Genomic DNA, 15,635 nt, shown 5'->3' with positions numbered 1-15,635 from the left:
GCCCCACTCCCCCCCCGGGCGAGCGCCCCCCGCGTCTTCCCCCCGCGCGCCCGGCACCCGGACGCCGCCCCCGCCTAGGCGCGCCCCCGGGGGGCCGCGCCGGCGTTCGGGGTCCTCAGGGTGGGGAGGCGTGGGTGAGGATCTCGTGGAGCTCGGTCGAGCGGCGGGCGGTGATGGCGCCCTCGCGGGTCCGGGTGGAGATCTTGTGCTGCAGGTCGGCGACGTCGGAGCCGCCGTGGTGCGGGTGGGCGAGCATGCCCTGGATGACGTTGGTGAGGTCGACGCCCACGTCCGCGCGGACGTCCCCCGCCGCGACGCCCTGACCCACCGCGAACCGCAGGCGGAGCAGGGCCTGGCGGAAGGAGACGGAGGGCACCGGGGCGGGGGTCGTGCCCGTGTGCCGTTCTTCGCGGGGCGCGGGACGGGTCGTCTGGACGGTCGGCGACGCGGCCTGGAGGGGGAGGAGCCGTCCGCGCGGCCGGTCGGGGCCGGCGAGGGTGTCGCCGAGCCCGAGGACGAGGGTCGTCGCGGCGGCGACCGTCGCGACGACGCCGGCGAGTGCGAGCCACGGGAAGGGCGACCCGCGGCGGGCCCGCGGTGGGGCGGGCCGCCACTCGGCTCCTGCGGGCTCGGCGGTCATGGTCCCTCCCGGTCGAACGGCGCGGCCGTGCACCATACCCGGGAGTACGCCCGGAGGGGCGGGGGTGGTTCGACCGCGCCGTGCGAGCCGGGCGCGGAGCCGGCCGCGGCCCGGTACCACGTCGTTGGGGTACGGGGCGCGGCCGGCCGGTCTATTTGCTGCCCGCCGGGAGCGGCTGCTCGGCGCGCCAGGCGGCGAGGAGGTCGCGCAGCTCGCCGCGGTAGCGGGCGATGTTGGCGGTCTTGACGTCCTCGTAGCCGCGGATCATGTCGGGCAGTTCGGCGATCTCCACGGCGAGGTCGTGGTTGTCCTTGTCGAGGCCGCCGGCGAGCTCGTCGACGACCGCGAGGTACTCGGTGACGAGGCGGCGCTCGGCGCGGCGCTGGGCGGTGGCGCCGAACGGGTCGAACGGGGTGCCGCGCAGCCGCCGCATCGCGCGCAGCGCGTGGAAGGCGGGACGGGCCGTCCGGCCGAGCGCGATCTTGCGGTCGACGCCGACGGCGCGCAGCAGCGGCGGGTGCAGCATGTACCGGACGGTCGCGCCCGCACCGAACTGCTCTTCGACCTGGCGGGTGAGCGCCGGGTCGAGGTGGAGGCGCGCGACCTCGTACTCGTCCTTGTAGGCCATCAGCTTGTGCAGGTGGCGGGCTACGGCGACGGCGAGCCGCCGTCCGGACCCGACGGCGTCGCGTTCGGTGGCGGCGACGCGCAGGACCGTGTCGAGGTACCGCTTGGCGAGCGCGAGGTCCTGGTAGGCGGCGAGGTCGGGGACGCGGATCCGCAGCACGCGGGCCAGCTCGTCGTCGGTTCCCGACGCGTCCACCAGGTTCATCGCGGCGGGCGCGTTGGCGGCCAGGGGCCGCTGGACGGCGGCGGGGGCGGCGGGCGGCTCGGCCCACTCGGGCTCCAGGACGAGCCGCCGGCCCGCCCGGAACGCCTGGACGTTCGCCTCGACCTGGACGCCGTTGAGCGCGAGCGCGTCCTCGATCGCACGCGCCGACAGCGGCAGCAGCCCGGCCTGGTAGGCGGCGCCGACGACCACGAAGTTCGCGGTGGTGGTGCCGCCGAACCAGCGTTCGGCCAGCTCCAGGGCGTCGAGCGCGACGAGCCGGGCGGCGTCGGTGCGGGCGGCGATCTGCCGGACGAGGGACGCGCTCGGCGGCAGCGACGCCGTCACGTCGGTGATCATCCGGCCGGTCGGGACCTCGCTGGTGGACACGACGGCGGCGGTGCGGCCGGGCGCGCAGCGGCGCAGGTTGGCCTCGGCGGTGCCGGCGAGCGCGTCGAACACCAGGTAGGCGTCGGCGCCGCCGTCCCCGATCATGCCGGGGCGCTCGGCCGGGGCGGCCCCGATCCGCAGGTGGGAGACCACCGCGCCGGCCTTCTGGCTGAGCCCGGTCTGGTCGAGGGCGCGGGCGTGCCGGCCGTCGAGCAGCGCGGCGGTGGCGAGGACCTGGTTGACGGTGACGACGCCGGTGCCGCCGATGCCGACGAGCAGGACGTCCGCCGCGCCGGGCCGGGAGGCGGGCTCCGCCGGCTCGCCGATCTTCGGCAGCGCGGGCCCGGACGGCCTCCGTTCGCCCGGGATCACGGTGACGAACGACGGGCAGTCGCCGTCGACGCAGGAGTAGTCCTTGTTGCACGACGTCTGGTTGATCCGCGTCTTGCGGCCGAACTCGGTCTCGACGGGCTCGACGCTGAGGCAGTTGGACTTGGTGCCGCAGTCGCCGCAGCCCTCGCACACCGCCTCGTTGATCAGCACGCGGGTCTGCGGGTCGGGGACGAGGCCGCGCTTGCGCTTGCGGCGGGTCTCGGCGGCGCACGCCTGGTCGTAGAGGAGCACGGTGACGCCGGGGATCTCGCGCAGCTCCCGCTGGACGGCGTCGAGGTCGTCGCGGTGCCGGACGCGGACGCCGGGCGCCCAGTCCGTGCCGCGCGGGTAGCGGGACGGGTCGTCCGCCACCACGACGATCTTCGCGACGCCCTCGGCGTGCAGGAGGCGGGTGACGGACGCGGGGTCGGTGCCGCCGTCGGCGTCCTGCCCGCCGGTCATCGCGACGGCCGCGTTGTAGAGGAGCTTGAAGGTGATGTTCGCGCCGGCGGCGACGGCCTGCCGGACCGCGAGGCTGCCGGAGTGGAAGAACGTGCCGTCGCCGAGGTTCTGGAACATGTGCGGGGTCGTGGTGAACGGCGCGGCGCCGACCCACATCGCGCCCTCGCCGCCCATCTGGGTGGTGCCGATGCTGCGGTCCTGGAAGACGGTCATGACGTGGCAGCCGATGCCGCTCGCCGCCATCGACCCCTCGGGGACGACCGTGGACCGGTTGTGCGGGCAGCCGGAGCAGAAGTACGGGGTGCGGGCGGGCGCGAGCAGGTTGATCGCGGGCTTGCGGGGGAGCAGCGCCGGGTCGCGCAGGTCGACGTGGTCCTCGCCGACGCGGTCGGCGAGGAGCCGCGCGAGCGCCTTGACGATCCGGTCGGCGGTGAGGCCGCCGTCCGCGGGGACGAGGGGCGCGCCGTCCGGGCCGTTCTTGCCGAGCACCGCCGGCCGCTCCGGCGCGTCGTACAGCAGGTCGCGGATCTGCGTCTCGACGAACGCGCGCTTCTCCTCGACGACCACGATCTCGCGGAGCCCGGCGGCGAACGCGCGGAGCCGCACCGGGTCGAGCGGGTGGATCAGGGCGAGCCTGAGGAGCCGGACGCCGCGCCGGGCGAGCGCGGCGTCGTCGAGGCCGAGCCGGTCGAGGGCCTCGCGCAGTTCGAGGTAGGTGCGGCCGGACGCGACGAGCCCGATGGCGGCGTCGCCGGTGGCGCCCTCGATGACGTCCAGGCCGTTGGCCGAGGCGTAGGCGGCCGCGGCGCGCAGCCGTCCGTGCAGGACCTCGGCTTCGAGGGACGTCGTGTCCTTGAGGTCGACGCCGGGCCGCCGCGTCGGCTTCCAGGGGCGGCCGCGCCACTCCAGTTCCGGGACGACCGGGTCCGGGACCGGCGCGACGTCGACGACCTCCAGCGAGTCGGCGACGTCGGTGACGAGCTTGAACCCGGTCCAGGCGCCGCTGAACCGGGACATCTCGAACCCGTGCCGGCCGAGCCGCAGCACGTCGGTGATCGAGCCGGGCGCGAGCACCGGCATGAACGCCTCGGCGAGCGCGCCCTCCGTCGCGGACGGGAGCGTCGAGGACTTGCAGGACGGGTCGTCGCCCACGACCGCGAGCACGCCGCCGCGCTCGGCGGTGCCGAGCCAGTTCGCGTGCTTGAACGCGTCGAGCGAGCGGTCGACGCCGGGCGCCTTGCCGTACCAGAGGCCGAAGACGCCCTGGTAGCGCGGGCCGGGCAGGTGGTCGACGAGCTGCGACCCGTACACCGCGGTCGCGGCCAGCTCCTCGTTGACGCCCGGGACGAACCGGATGTCGTGCTCCCCCAGCAGCTTCGCCTCGCGGATCAGCTGCTGGTCGAGCCCGCCGAGCGGGGACCCCCGGTAGCCGGACACGAACCCGGCGGTGGTCCAGCCGCGCCGGGCGTCGGCGCGCCGCTGCTCCAGCAGCAGCCGGACCAGCGCCTGGACGCCGCCCAGCGCGATCCGGCCCCGCTCCAGCTCCAGGCGGTCGCGGAGCGCGGACGTCGAGGTACCGGTCATGATGCTGCCCCTCTCCCGGCGGTATCGGACTCGTTCGCCCACATTGAGCACCTTTGCCTGAGCGGAGTGCAAGATGAGGCAGCGATAATTGAGCGGATTGCTCAAGTCAGAACCGAGTTACCCGCCGGAGATGAGCGTTGTGACGCGTGCCACCCTCCTCGACATCCAGATCCTGCGCCGGCTGGTCGACCAGCCCCGCATCGGGATCACCGAGCTGGCCGCCCGGCTCGGCATCGCCCGCAACACCGCGCACGCCCGCGTCGAGCGGCTGGAGCGCGACGGCGTCATCGGGCACCGGGGCCGCGAGGTCGACCTCGGCGCGCTCGGCTTCGAGCTGACCGCCTTCGTCACCCTGGAGGTCGCGCAGGGCCGGCTACGCGAGGCCGCGCAGGCGCTCGCGGCGATCCCGCGCGTCCTGGAGGTCCTCGGCATCACCGGGCAGGGCGACCTGCTGGTGCGGGCGGTCGCCCCGAACGGCAAGCAGCTGCACGAGGTGATCGACGCGATCCTCGCGTGCCCGGGCGTGCGGCGCAGCACGACCTCGATCGTGCTGACCGAGCAGGTCCCGTTCCGCCTGGGCCCGCTCCTGGAGGACGAGGAGCGCCGCGCCCGCTGACCCCGGGTGCCCGCCCGTCCGCGCGCGCCCGGGGCCGGGGCGCCCGCGCGCGCCCTGGGGCAGGGTCAGCCCTGGCGGAGCGGGTCGAGGTGCTCGGCGGTGGCGTCGTCCGCGGTGGTGGACTCGCTCAGCTCGCGCCACCGCTCGTCCTCGGCGAGCAGGGCGCGGCCCGCGGCGGTGCCGTAGGCGTAGGCGTCCGCGCCGGCGAGCAGCCGCAGCGGCGGCTCGTCCAGCGCGACGACATCGAGGACGAGGCGCGCGACCTTGGCGGGATCGCTCGCCGCCGTGACGCTGCCGTCGGCGTGCATCTCCGAGATCCGCCCGACGGTCTCGGCGTACTCGGGCCGGACGGGGTCGACCCGCATGGACGATCCGGCCCAGTCGGTGCGCATCCCGCCCGGCTCCACCACGGTGACCTTGATCCCCAGCGGCGCGACCTCGGCGGCGAGCACCGAGGAGAACCCGCCGACCGCCCACTTCGCGGTCTGGTACGCGCCCAGGCCCGGCGTGGCGAGCCGTCCGCCCACCGACGAGATCTGGACGATCCGCCCGGCGCGCTGCTCGCGCATCACCGGCAGCGCCGCGCGCGTCAGGCGGACGACGCCGAACAGGTTGGTGTCGACCTGCGCGCGGAAGTCGTCGGGGTCGGCGTCCTCGATCGGGGCCATGTTGGCGTACCCGGCGTTGTTGACCAGGACGTCCAGCCGGCCGAACCGTGTTACCGCGGTCCGCACGGCGTTCTCGGCGGCGCCGTCGTCGGTCACGTCCAGCGGCACGGTCACGAGCCGGTCGCCGTACGCGGCGGCGAGGTCGTCCAGCGCCGACGGGGTGCGCGCTCCGGCGACGACGCGGTGCCCGGCCTCCAGCGCGGCGCGGGCGATCTCCTTGCCGAGGCCCCGGGAGGCCCCGCTGATCAGGAAGGACAGTGAGCTCTGCGTGGACATGGCCACCTCCGATTACTAACTAACTGGTTGTTTAGCTCTAGGGAACCTCGTTCCGGCCGAGATGTCAACTGAACGGTTAGTTGATATAGGCTGCGGGGCATGGCACGGGACGCGGACGCCACGCGGCGGCGGTTGCTGGACGCGGCACGGCAGGAGTTCTCGGCGCACGGCATCGCCGGTGCCCGCGTGGACCGGATCGCCGCCGCCGCCCGCAGCAACAAGGCGCAGATCTACCACTACTTCGGCAGCAAGGACGGCCTGTTCGACGCCGTCTTCGACGCCATGGTGCAGGAGACGCTCGACGACGTCCCCATCGACGCCGCGAACCTCCCCGAGTACGCGGGCCGCCTGCACGACTCCTACGAGAAGCGCCCCTGGGTGCAGCGCATCGCGACCTGGTACCGCCTGGAACGTGCCGGCTCCGCTGAACTCCTGCCCGCCGTCGTGGCCAGTAACACCGCGAAGGTGCGGGCCATCGCCGCCGCGCAGGCGGACGGCACGCTCCCCGACCGCTTCACGGCCGCCGAACTGCTCGGCCTGGTCATCCACCTGTCGAGCCTGTGGAGCGCGAGCATGCCCGAGTTCGAGGCCGTCATGGAGGACGGCTCGGCCGAGCGGCGCCGCCGGCTGGTCGTCGAGGCGGTGGCCGCCCTGCTGGCCTGACGCCGCCGGCCTGGCGGGACCAAGCGGGGCGAGGTCAGCCGGGCTGGCCGAACAGGCCCGACGACAGGCGGTAGATGGTGCCGTCCACGCTCACGTAGGCGCGCGCCTGGTACAGGCCCTGCACGCCCATCAGGAACTCGGGTTCTCCCGCGCCCCACGGGACGTAGCCGCAGTGCTCGAACAGCCCGAGCGCCATCGCGCGCGTCACCTCGTAGCGGTCCTTGCGCAGGACGAGCTGCTGGACGATGTTGGCGCTGGTGTGCAGCGCCGCCAGCATGGCGTCCGCGCCGATGTCCGGCTCTTCGGGATCGACGAGCGCGAACCGCCGCTCGCCGCCGGGCCCCGGCACCGACCACGCGCCCCAGCCGCCGCCGAGCCGCGCAGCCGTGCAGGCCAGCAGCTCCGCGACGTGCGCGGGCCGGGGATGCCCGCTCAGGTCGGCCTCGGCGGCGGCCCACGACGCCTCGCCGCCCCCGGCGACCAGCTCCTTCGCCCGCGCCGTGCCGTCGCCCTCCGTCCAGACCCAGGTGCCGTCCGGGCGGAAGACGCCGATCTCGCGGGCCTGCACGGTGACGGCGTCGCCGAACCGCAGCGTCCCGGCGGCGGGGTCCCAGGCGGGAGGCGTCCGCCAGTCCACGCCGTCCTCGGACAGCCGGTCGATCAGCGCGTTCTGCCCGGCCAGCGCGCACGCCAGCGCCGGGGCGGCCGTGGCCAGGACGGACGGCGGGACGGGCCCGTTCACGTCGAGCTCGTTGACGAGGAGCAGGCCGGACCGGCCGTCGTCCCCGCTGGGGAACGGGACGGCCCCGCCCGGCAGCTCGATCGCCGACTCCCGCACCGCGAGACCGTGGTGCTCGGCGTAGCCGCGCACCATCGCGTCCGTGTACCGCCGGGCGTCGTAGTCGCCGAGGAGGTCGGCCGCGCGCCGCAGGCAGTCCGCGGCCCGCTCCGCGTCCGGCCCGCCGGCCGTCAGCTCGGGCGCGTCGGCGACGATGAACGTCAGCGCCCGCCCGCCGTGGCCGTGCCGGATCGCGGCGCTCGCCTCCAGCAGCGCGACCGCCAGCAGGGCGAGGTCGTCGGCGGCGGCCCGCGGATCGTAGAACCCGCCGAGGTCGACGAGCGGCTCGGTCAGCTCGGGGACGCCGTGCCGCTCGCCGATCTCCCTGAGCCGCTCGGCGTGCGCGGCGGCCGGCGTCCCGGCGAAGCCGGGGACGACCCAGCTCCACTGGAAGGTGTTGTCCTCGGCGTGGCTGCCGAGGATCCCGGCGGCCATCCGCTGGTCGTCCGACCACGCGACGCCCGCCTCCAGGTCCCTGCGGAAGGTCGTCCCTTCGAGGGCGCGGTTGAGCCGCGCCGACCGCTCGGCGGCCACTCCCAGCCGCGGCGCCGCCAGCGCCAGCAGCGCGTCACTGAACGTATCCACGCGAACCCCCGCATCCCCGGCCGACCGTGAGCACCAGAGCGTAGGGGATCGGCCGCGCCGCGTGCCGGGCGAACGTCCGATCAGGCCGGGGCCGGCAGCGATCCGGCTCCGACGTAGTCGCGGAAGAGCACGATCCGTCCGTCGCGGATCCGGAAGACCTGGATGCAGGGCACCTCGAACGGCTCGCCGGTCGCGACGACCTGGCCCACGGACGTGAGCTCCATGATCACCACCTCCGGGTCGGCGGTGCGGTGGACGTCGCGGACGCGCAGGTCGCGGATCTCCAGGTCCGGCCGGCCCGCCTTCGTGGCGAACGCGCGGATCTCCTCGCGGCCCTCCAGCCGGCCCGGCAGCCCCGGGCCGCCGAACGGCAGCTCGATCACGCCGTCCTCCGCGAACAGGTCCGCGAACGCCTCCATGTCCCGGTTGATCAGCAGCTCCCGCCGCCGTTCGAGGACCTCCAGGGGTGTCGCCGGTGCGCTCATGGCCGCTCCTTCGTTCAACGTGCGTTGCATGACTGGTTCAACGAACGTAGAACGAAATGGCGTCCCGGTCAACGCTCATAGGATGAGAAGGTGAGCACTCCAGCGGGCGGGTCCCGGGCCGAGCAGCGGCGCGCCACGCAGGCCCGCATCCTCGAGCACGCCCGCCGGATCTTCGCCGACGCCGGCTACGACCGGACCACCATCCGCGCGGTCGCCACCGCCGCGGGCGTCGACCCCGGCCTGGTCATGCACTACTTCGGCAGCAAGGAGAAGCTCTTCGCGCGGGCCATCGAGGCGGGCGCGAGCTGGATGCCCGGCGGCACGGCCGACGAGGTCGCCGAGCAGCTGCTCGACCGGCTCCGCACCTCGCTGGCCGAGGAACCGGTCGAGTCGCTGGCCCTCCTGCGGTCGATGCTGACCCACCCGGAGGCCGCCCGCGCGTTCCGGTCCGCGGCGCGGCTCCGCAAGGAGGGGATCGGGCAGGCCATCCCCGACGAGGACGCCGACCTGCGCGCCGCCGTCGTCAACGCGATGCTGATCGGGCTCGCCCTCGGCCGCCACCTCCTCGCGCTCGACCACCTGGCCGACGCCGACCCGGACCGGGTCGTCGAGATCCTCCGCCCCGCCGTCCGCGCCATCACCAAGGCCGAGCAGCCCGAGTGCCACCAGGCCGACCGGCCCGAGTGACGGCGCCGCCGGGTCCCGCCTATGCGGGCCCCACCTATGCGGGCGCTGCCTGGGCGGCGAGATCGTGCAGGGTGAGGAGCAGTTCGGAGGCCGCGACGTCGTCCAGCTCCCCGAACGTCGCCTCCGTCAGGTAGGGATCGGACACCTCGGACTCGGCGATCCAGACGGGGCCGAGCGTCTGCTCGGGCCAGTCGGCGGGGGACATGACCGGGAAGCCGGGGCTCACGTCCAGCATGACCGCGCGTCCCGCCGTACGGCGGGTCAGGCAGTGCTGCACGCCCGAGTCCTGCGCTGCGCCGCGCTCCCAGCCCCGGCGTTCCAGGCCCAGCACCTTCCCGACGCCGACCACGGTGCCCGCGACCCGGTCGAGCCGGTTGCCGGCGGCCTCCTCCGCCGTGAACGCGTGGACGGGACGGCCGAGCTGCGGGAACGGCTGGAGGATCTCGTAGTCGGCGAACACCCCGGACCAGGCCGGCAGGCTCTCGCCCAGGTGCAGCGGATGCGCGATCCGGACCTCGCCGGACTCCGGGAGCACCAGGGCCTCGTCGTCCGCGTCGGCGAACGTGCGGTCCTCGGCGATCCGGAACGCGACGGGACCGGCCCCGTCCCCGTCGTGCAGCCAGACCAGCCGCCGGACGAGGTGCCACAGCAGCGGGTGCTGGACGAACAGCCGCCGGAAGTCGCCGGTCGTCCACCGCCGCTGCTCGGCCATGGCCCGCTCCAGCCGGCGGACCTGGTCGGCGGCGACCGTGCGGACGTCCTTCTTCAGGCCGGTGAACGCCCGGTGCGCGGCGGGAGCCGCCTCCGGGTCGTCCTTGACGCCGGGCTTGGGCAGCGTCTTGCGGAGCGTGCCGCGGTCGTCGAATACGACCGGCTTCAGCTGCTCGTCGAAGCCCACCGTGAACGTCCGGGGCCCGTAGTCGAGCGCCATGCCGCCGTCGGCGTCGAGGCCGAAGTCGGGGACGATCCGGTCGCTGAGCTGCTCCATCGTGAGGCCGCGGTCGTCGGCGACCTCGGTCAGCAGCTCCCCCGCCCGCCTCTTGAGCCGCTTGGGCCGCGCCTTCTCCGCGACGAGGTGCAGCTGCATGACCGCCACGTCGGTGCCGATCCCGGCGAGGACGTCGAGCGCCTTCAGCGGTAGCCGGATCCCGTTCTGGCCGGGCCAGGAACGGGCCATCCCGCCCAGCCGCCGCGCGGCCTCGTCGTCGCCGGTCCAGCCCAGCTGCGCGAGCGCCCAGCCGGTCCGCGCCGCCTGGCCGGACGCCCGCCACCGGGCGAACAGGCTCCAGCCGAACTCGGCGAGCGACCCGGGGTCGAGCGCGTCGAGCGCGGCCCGCAGGTCCTGGGCCGGCGGGCGCCCCGGGCTCGCCGTGCTCAGCGCCTCGACGAGGTGCCCGGTCGCCGCCGCGGGCAGGGCGTGCTCGCGGCCCCGCAACAGGATCTGCGGCATCGCGGCGGGACGCGCCCACGCGGGTCCCCTCTTCCGCGCGCCCTTCCGCAGGGCCGCAGGCACCTGCTCGTCCGGTGCCTCGGTCGCGCGCGCCGCCTGGAGGGCGTGGAGCGCCTCCAGGGTGTGCGCGCCCAGGTCCGGTGCCGCCGCCGCGAGCAGGCCGGGGTGCGCCTGGAGGTGCGCGTGCAGCAGGCCCGCCGCGATCGACGACCGCCGGGAGGTGCCGGTGCCCAGCTCCGGCAGGATCCGCAGCGCCCGCACGGGGAAGCGTTGGATCATCGCCTCCATCGCGGGCAGGACGTTCATCGCGTCGAGGCGGCCGCCCATGATCCGGAACGCCGCGTCGCCGGGGATGCGAGCCAGCGCGTCCGCGATGCGGCGCCGCTCCTTCGGTTCCGCGTCGCCGTCCAGCGCCCGCGCCAGCACCGGGGCCGCCGCCTCGCCGAGCCCGTCGACCACGGTGTAGAGCACGTCGGCGTCCCGTTCGCCTGCCTGCAGGACGGCCCAGTCGCCGAGCCGCTCGACCTGCTCGGCGGTGCCCAGCGACCACCACAGCATCTTGGCGCCGAACGAGGTGAAGTACGACAGGCGCTTCGGCGGCTCCTGGCAGCACTCGTCCACCCAGTCCGTCCGGTCCGGCATCAGGAAGGCCGCGATCAGGCGCCCGACCGGCCCCTGGCGGTGCCCCTCCAGCGCCCGCGCGGCCGCGGACCGGTCGTCCTCGCCCGCCGCCGCCAGGAGCGCCCGCATCCGCAGGCCCGCGGAGCCCGCCGCCCAGTGCGCGTGGTCGAGGTCGCCCGTGCCGCGCAGCACGTAGCCCGGCCCCTCGTCGAGCACGAGCGTCCCGGAACCGGGCAGGACGAAGACGTCCTCGATCTCGGCGAACGCGCGGGCGGCGAAGGCGAGCCCGTGCTCGGCCGCCAGGTGGTCGGCCCAGGCGGGGTCGCAGGCGAATCGCGATCTCATCAGCGCCATCGTCTCCACACGCGCGACGACCGCCGCCCCCAGCGGGGTCGCGTCGCCCTTCAGGTAGGCGAGCCCCGCCTCGGCGAGTCCGGGCACGGTGCCCCGGTGTCCCAGCACCTCGCGGACGAGGGCCTCCGAGGCCGCCAGGCGGTCGCGGACCGCGGCGTGCGCCTCCTGGTCCGGGACGGTCTCGGGCGCCGCGACCAGGCCCCCGCGCCGGGGGACCAGGTCCTCCAGCCAGGCATCGGGGATGTCCAGAACGTTCTCGTCACGGGAAGCAGGGGGATGAGCGGCCATGCGGCTGCACGTTAGGACACAGGGCTGACACTGCGGGTCCGCATGGGCGCGGTCACAGGCTCTTGGCCAGCCAGGTGAGGCCGAGTTCGCGGGCCGTCCGCGCGGCGAGCCGGTTCAGCTCGTCGGCCTCGGGGCCCGGCGGCAGCTCGGCGGCGTAGGTGGCCGCGGCGACGGCGGTCTCCGCCTCGGCCGGATCGTCGAGGCGCCAGAAGAACCGGTCGGTGAGGATCTCCGCCCGCAGCGCCGTCGTGCGGGCGGCGGGCAGGTCGAGCGCCAGGTCCCAGCGGCCCGCCCGCTTCAGCGACTCCGCGGCGGTCGCGGCCGATCTGGCACTGTAGTTGGTGTTCATGGTCATGCGGCCTACTATGCGGGCGAGGAGGTAGGTGGTCAAGTGCGCTATGTCGCCTACATTGGCAATCTGGCGAAGCTGGCCGTCGAGCTGGCGAACGGTGACGACCCCAGTGACCTGCGGCGGGAGTTCTTCGCGCAGCATCGCGTCGCCGAACCGGACGGCGCGGCGCTCGCGGAACTCCTCCCGGCCCTGCGCGACGCGGTCGAGGCCGTCGCGGACGCGGGCCCGATCGACCCGGTCAACCGGCTCCTGGCGGAGTTCCCGCCGGCGATCCACGTGAGCACGCACGACGAGGCCGGCGGTCCTCACCTGCACTTCGCGCGCAACGGAGAGGACGCCGCGTCGTGGCTCGGCCGGAGCTGCGGTGCCGCGCTCGCCCACGTGATCAGCGGCGACCCCGACGTCACCGTGGGCCGGTGCCAGGCGGACGGCTGCGCGCGCTTCTACGTCGACGACTCCCGCAACCGCAGCCGCCGGTTCTGCTCCAACACCTGCGCCAGCCGGACCACCGTCGCCGCCTACCGCGCCCGCCGCAAGACCACGGCCGCCGCAAGACGACGGCCAGGAAGGACTGACCCGTCCGCCTAGCCTTCGCCGGGTTGCGCCAGGAACCCGGCGATCGCGCCGCGGTTGCGCTGGAGCCCCTCGATGCGGTTGTCGAGGGCCGCCAGCTCCCGGTCCAGGAGGTCGCGGATGCCGGAGCACCAGTCGAACTCCGGCCGGGCGTCCCGCGTGCAGGGGAGCACCTGCCGGATCACCTCGGTGGACAGGCCCGCCTCCAGCAGGACGCGGATCTTCCGCACGGTCGCCACGGAGTCGCCGGAGTAGCGCCGGTAGCCGTTCGCGTCGCGCCCGGCCGCGAGCAGGCCCTGCTCCTCGTAGTACCGCAGCAGCCGCGCGCTGACCCCGGTCCGCCGGGACAACTCCCCGATCAGCATGTCACCGTCCACGTTTGACCTTCTCACCGGTGTGAAGCCCTAACGTCGCCCTGCGAACGATCATTCCGCACCGCTGGAGACGCCGATGACGACACTCGCCCACCGCAACGGCCGCGCGGCGACCGCCGGAGAGCTGGCGCCGCTCGCCTTCGCGGGCTATGCCCACTTCACCGCCATGCAGGTGCGCGGAGGACGGATCCGGGGCCTCGACCTGCACCTGGAGCGGCTGCGGGTCGCGTCCGTGGAGCTGTTCGGCCGGGCGCTGCCCGACGACCGGGTGCGGTCCCTCCTGCGGACGGCGCTGGAGGCGAGCCCCCCGGACGTCTCGCTGACGGCCACCGTGCACGCGGCGCCGGGGGAGTTCAGCGCGGGCGAGACCGCGGAGCTCGACGTCCTGGTCCGCACCGGGCCGCCCGCGTCCGGCCCGCCCGGACCGCTGGCCCTCGCGACGGTCGAGTACGAACGGTTCCTGCCCGCCGTGAAGCACGTCGGCGAGGTGGCCAAGACCTACTTCATGCGGCGTGCCGTCCGGGAAGGATTCGACGACGCCGCGTTCGTCGACCGGCGCGGCCGGTTCAGCGAGGCCACGATCTGGAACCTCGCCTTCTGGGACGGCGACGCCGTGGTGTGGCCCGACGCCGCGATGCTGGTCGGGACCACGATGGGCATCGTCCGCCGGCGGCTCGACGGCCTCGGCGTCCCGCAGCGCGTCCAGGAGGTCACGCCCGCCGACGTGCCGGACCTGGCCGGCGCCGTGGTCATGAACTCCTGGACGCCGGGCGTCGCCGTCCACCGGATCGGTTCGGCGCCCGTCCCCGAAGCGCCCCGCTTCCTGGAACTGCTGCACACGGCCTACGAGGCCGAACCCCTCATCGAGCCCTGACCGGGGTGCGGCCGGGCGCCGGGGTTCAGAGGGCGGAACCGCCGGTGGCGTCGACGACGCGTCCGGTCACCCAGCGGGCGTCGTCGGAGGCGAGGAAGGCCACGACGTCCGCGACGTCCTCGGGGGTGCCGACCCGGCCGAGCGCGGAGAGGGACGACGCGCGCTCCCACGCCTCGGCGTTCCCGCGCAGCCAGCCGGCGTTGACGTCGGTGTCGATGATCCCGGGGGCGACGGAGTTGACCGTGATCCCGCGCGGGCCGAGCGCCTTGGCGAGGTTGAGGGTGAAGGTGTCCAGGGCGCCCTTGGTCGAGCCGTAGGCGATCGCCTCGGGCATCGCGAGGCGGGCCGCGCCGCTGGAGATGTTCACGATCCGGGCGCCGTCGTTGAGCCGGGGCAGCGCCTGCTGGACGATGAAGAACGGTGCGCGGACGTTCACCGCGAACACCTCGTCGAACGCCTCCTCGGTGAGGCCGGCCAGGTCCGCGCTGCGGCCGATGCCGGCGTTGTTGACCACGATGTCGACGCGGGCGCGGCCGGTCCGCTCGTCGAACGCCTCCCAGAGCGCCGCCGCGTCGCCGTGCCGGCCCAGCTCGGCGTGCAGGGCGACCGCGCGCCCGCCGTCCTTCTCGATGGTCCGGACGGTCTCGTCCGCGGCGGCGGCGTCCCTCCCGTAGGTCAGCGCGACGGTGGCCCCGTCGGCCGCCAGCCGCCGCGCGACGGCCCGTCCGATGCCGCGGCTGCCGCCGGTGACCAGCGCGACCTTGCTCGCCAGGCGTTCCATGACCGTGCTCCTCCATTTGTTGAGTGATTGCTCAAGAAAGAAGGTAGCACGGTTTGTTGAGTGTTTGCTCTAGAATTGGGGGCATGACCGAGAGCCGCCGGGGGCGTCCCCGCACCTTCGACCGCGACCGGGCGCTCGCCACGGCCGTCGAGATGTTCTGGGAGCGCGGCTACGAGGCCACCTCCGTCGGCGACCTGACGGCGGCGATGGGCATCCGGCCCGCGAGCCTGTACGCCGCCTTCGGGGACAAGAAGGCCCTGTTCAAGGAGGCCGTCGCCGCCTACCAGGCGTCCGAGCCGGCGGGCTTCGCGGGCGCCGCGCTCCGCGAGGAGCGCACCGCCCGGGACGTCGTCGCGCGCATCCTCCGCGAGGCCGCCGCGATCTACACCGACCCGTCCCACCCGGCGGGCTGCCTGATCATTCGCTCCGCCACCAACGTCACCCCCAAGGACGCCGACATCGAGGCGTTCCTGCGCGACATCCGCAACGCCAACGTCGACGCCTTCACCCGCCGCTTCGACGAGGCCGTCCGCGCGGGCGAACTCCCCGGCTCCACCGACACCCGGGCGCTCGCGCAATACCTGGCGACCGTCCTCCAGGGCTTCTCCCAGCGGGCCGCCGACGGCGCCACGGCCGCCGACCTGCGGCCGGTGGCCGAACTCGCCCTCGCCGCCTGGCCCGCGAGCCCCGCGTCCCCGGCCCCCGCGCCCTGATCCACATCATGGCGACCCTCGCCGCAATGGACGCCCGATGGCGTGGTGGGGGGGGGGCCCGGCCCCCCCCCCCCCCCCCCCCCCCCCCGGGGGGGGGGGGGGGGGGGTGTTTGCGCCCGGGGGGGTGTGGGTGGTGGGGGGGTTGGGGGGGGGGGCCGCG

General features: G+C 74.9%; 15 protein-coding genes. 6 read left to right on the top strand and 9 right to left on the bottom strand.

Annotated elements, in window-relative coordinates; genetic code table 11:
• Positions 1 to 115 precede the first annotated feature (115 nt).
• Complete coding sequence (locus ABT299_RS39455; protein WP_500253864.1) at positions 116 to 640, bottom strand: hypothetical protein; 525 nt, start codon at positions 638 to 640, stop codon at positions 116 to 118.
• A 151-nt stretch (positions 641 to 791) separates the two neighbouring features.
• Positions 792 to 4,277: an indolepyruvate ferredoxin oxidoreductase family protein gene (locus tag ABT299_RS39450; RefSeq protein WP_500253863.1), complete on the bottom strand. Its 3,486-nt coding sequence runs from the start codon at positions 4,275 to 4,277 to the stop codon at positions 792 to 794.
• 130 nt (positions 4,278 to 4,407) lie between these two features.
• On the opposite strand from ABT299_RS39450, the gene ABT299_RS39445 reads away from it, so the two are divergent.
• Complete coding sequence (locus ABT299_RS39445) at positions 4,408 to 4,893, top strand: Lrp/AsnC family transcriptional regulator (protein ID WP_190854662.1); 486 nt, start codon at positions 4,408 to 4,410, stop codon at positions 4,891 to 4,893.
• 65 nt (positions 4,894 to 4,958) lie between these two features.
• Here the strand turns inward: ABT299_RS39445 and ABT299_RS39440 are convergent, their stop codons facing one another.
• Positions 4,959 to 5,837, bottom strand: a complete 879-nt coding sequence (locus tag ABT299_RS39440; RefSeq protein ID WP_500253862.1) for an SDR family NAD(P)-dependent oxidoreductase — start codon at positions 5,835 to 5,837, stop codon at positions 4,959 to 4,961.
• A 99-nt stretch (positions 5,838 to 5,936) separates the two neighbouring features.
• Between ABT299_RS39440 and ABT299_RS39435 the strand changes: the two genes are divergently transcribed.
• Positions 5,937 to 6,500, top strand: a complete 564-nt coding sequence (locus tag ABT299_RS39435) for a TetR/AcrR family transcriptional regulator (protein WP_500253861.1) — start codon at positions 5,937 to 5,939, stop codon at positions 6,498 to 6,500.
• Positions 6,501 to 6,534: 34 nt separating this feature from the next.
• On the opposite strand, the gene ABT299_RS39430 is transcribed toward ABT299_RS39435, so the two are convergent.
• On the bottom strand, positions 6,535 to 7,923 hold the full coding sequence (locus ABT299_RS39430) for a DUF6882 domain-containing protein (RefSeq protein ID WP_500253860.1): 1,389 nt from the start codon (positions 7,921 to 7,923) through the stop codon (positions 6,535 to 6,537).
• 80 nt (positions 7,924 to 8,003) lie between these two features.
• Positions 8,004 to 8,408, bottom strand: coding sequence for a nuclear transport factor 2 family protein (locus ABT299_RS39425; RefSeq protein WP_500253859.1), 405 nt, complete (start codon positions 8,406 to 8,408; stop codon positions 8,004 to 8,006).
• Positions 8,409 to 8,498: 90 nt separating this feature from the next.
• Here ABT299_RS39425 and ABT299_RS39420 point away from each other — a divergent pair, with 90 nt between their 5' ends.
• Positions 8,499 to 9,095 (top strand): TetR family transcriptional regulator, encoded by a 597-nt coding sequence (locus tag ABT299_RS39420; protein ID WP_190854650.1) that lies wholly within the window; start codon positions 8,499 to 8,501, stop codon positions 9,093 to 9,095.
• 34 nt (positions 9,096 to 9,129) lie between these two features.
• Here the strand turns inward: ABT299_RS39420 and ABT299_RS39415 are convergent, their stop codons facing one another.
• Both ABT299_RS39415 and ABT299_RS39410 read right to left on the bottom strand, forming a co-directional pair.
• The gene (locus ABT299_RS39415) at positions 9,130 to 11,808 is read right to left on the bottom strand and encodes a DUF4132 domain-containing protein (protein ID WP_500253858.1); all 2,679 of its coding nucleotides are present in this window, start codon (positions 11,806 to 11,808) and stop codon (positions 9,130 to 9,132) included.
• 52 nt (positions 11,809 to 11,860) lie between these two features.
• Positions 11,861 to 12,163 carry a hypothetical protein gene (locus ABT299_RS39410; RefSeq protein ID WP_500253857.1) on the bottom strand — a complete coding sequence of 101 codons (303 nt, stop codon included), beginning with the start codon at positions 12,161 to 12,163 and terminating at the stop codon, positions 11,861 to 11,863.
• Positions 12,164 to 12,199: 36 nt separating this feature from the next.
• Between ABT299_RS39410 and ABT299_RS39405 the strand changes: the two genes are divergently transcribed.
• Entirely contained in the window at positions 12,200 to 12,748 is a 549-nt protein-coding gene (locus ABT299_RS39405; RefSeq protein ID WP_387023166.1) for a CGNR zinc finger domain-containing protein, read from the top strand.
• Here ABT299_RS39405 and ABT299_RS39400 read toward each other — a convergent pair.
• Complete coding sequence (locus tag ABT299_RS39400) at positions 12,745 to 13,110, bottom strand: MerR family transcriptional regulator (RefSeq protein ID WP_500253856.1); 366 nt, start codon at positions 13,108 to 13,110, stop codon at positions 12,745 to 12,747. The genes ABT299_RS39405 and ABT299_RS39400 overlap by 4 nt on opposite strands.
• Before the next feature lie 73 nt (positions 13,111 to 13,183).
• Between ABT299_RS39400 and ABT299_RS39395 the strand changes: the two genes are divergently transcribed.
• Positions 13,184 to 13,981, top strand: a complete 798-nt coding sequence (locus tag ABT299_RS39395; protein WP_500253855.1) for an aminotransferase class IV family protein — start codon at positions 13,184 to 13,186, stop codon at positions 13,979 to 13,981.
• A gap of 25 nt (positions 13,982 to 14,006) precedes the next feature.
• Here the strand turns inward: ABT299_RS39395 and ABT299_RS39390 are convergent, their stop codons facing one another.
• The gene (locus ABT299_RS39390) at positions 14,007 to 14,762 is read right to left on the bottom strand and encodes an SDR family NAD(P)-dependent oxidoreductase (protein WP_500253854.1); all 756 of its coding nucleotides are present in this window, start codon (positions 14,760 to 14,762) and stop codon (positions 14,007 to 14,009) included.
• Between the two features lie 83 nt (positions 14,763 to 14,845).
• Between ABT299_RS39390 and ABT299_RS39385 the strand changes: the two genes are divergently transcribed.
• On the top strand, positions 14,846 to 15,475 hold the full coding sequence (locus ABT299_RS39385) for a TetR/AcrR family transcriptional regulator (protein WP_387023161.1): 630 nt from the start codon (positions 14,846 to 14,848) through the stop codon (positions 15,473 to 15,475).
• The last annotated feature ends 160 nt before the right edge of the window (positions 15,476 to 15,635 follow it).

Origin of the sequence: Spirillospora sp. NPDC000708 (genome assembly GCF_040299565.1) — a bacterium.
Lineage (GTDB): Bacteria > Actinomycetota > Actinomycetes > Streptosporangiales > Streptosporangiaceae > Spirillospora.
The sequence above is the reverse complement of the archived record's forward strand: the minus strand, read 5'-3'. Positions and strand labels throughout refer to the sequence as shown.